This is a genomic window from Vibrio olivae (assembly GCF_042428525.1).
Taxonomy (GTDB): Bacteria; Pseudomonadota; Gammaproteobacteria; order Enterobacterales; family Vibrionaceae; genus Vibrio; species Vibrio olivae.
Window position 1 is genome coordinate 1 of record NZ_JBHMEP010000056.1, and the last position, 860, is coordinate 860.

General features: G+C 45.8%; 1 protein-coding gene. It reads right to left on the reverse strand.

The annotated features are described in order from the left end of the window. Positions 1-567: hypothetical protein (locus tag ACFFUV_RS23445; protein WP_390198350.1), on the reverse strand; the 567-nt coding region annotated here is incomplete at its 3' end. Between the last annotated feature and the right edge of the window lie 293 nt (positions 568-860).

Here is an 860-nt window from a genome sequence, read left to right on the forward strand (position 1 = left end):
ATCGTATTTCGGTTTATCGTCGTCCGTCCCGGCGTTGTATCCGGGTATCTCGATTTTAACGGGTGCATCAAATCCCAACATCTTTGCCCGGCGTTGTTGAATGTTCAACAGCAAGTCCAAAAACCGGGGATTGCCCGCCGACGTTTCAACGGTCGTTTCGTCATACCCGTAATATTCCGGGTCGCCGTCGGTCGCATCCGTTTTGATAGGACGCCCCCGGTTGGTTTTCTCTTTGGTGCGCTGCTTTCCGGTTTTGGATACCTCCCACGCCTCCCACGCTTGTTGCTCCATTTTATCCAACTTGCGCAATTCCTGTGTAACATATTCGTCGATTGTATCCAACCGTTCCCGCTTCCATTCGATAAGGCATTGTTGCAAATCGTAATAAACCATTTGAAACGAAATTGTATAACCAACGCCACGGGCGGACAAATCCCGGTTCAATGCGTCCGCAATTTCCCGGTACGAATAACCACGCAAAAATAAATCGGCACAAAACCGAATGTCATAAATTCGTTGTTCCTCGGAACGTTTGTTGTAGCCTAATGGCTTCTTTCTCTTTTTCATCGTCTAACCTTTTTCAATGTCAAACAGGGGTCAAAATCTGCCTTTTACGCCTTTTCGTCCTTTGGCTTGGTTCCTTATCGGCTCCTTTGCCTTTGTTCTTTCGTTCCGGGCTTTATCCTTTCCCCTGTTTACCTCCTTAAAACGTTGCTGACCCTTTTGCAAGTTATTTGCACGGAATTTTCATTTTAAGAGGCTTTATTGTCTTATTCAATACTTTCTATATCTCGGTGGTTATCTTTTAACCACGGGGCAAATTTACGGCTTTTTAGCCGCATTGCCAACCGTTTGTTCTC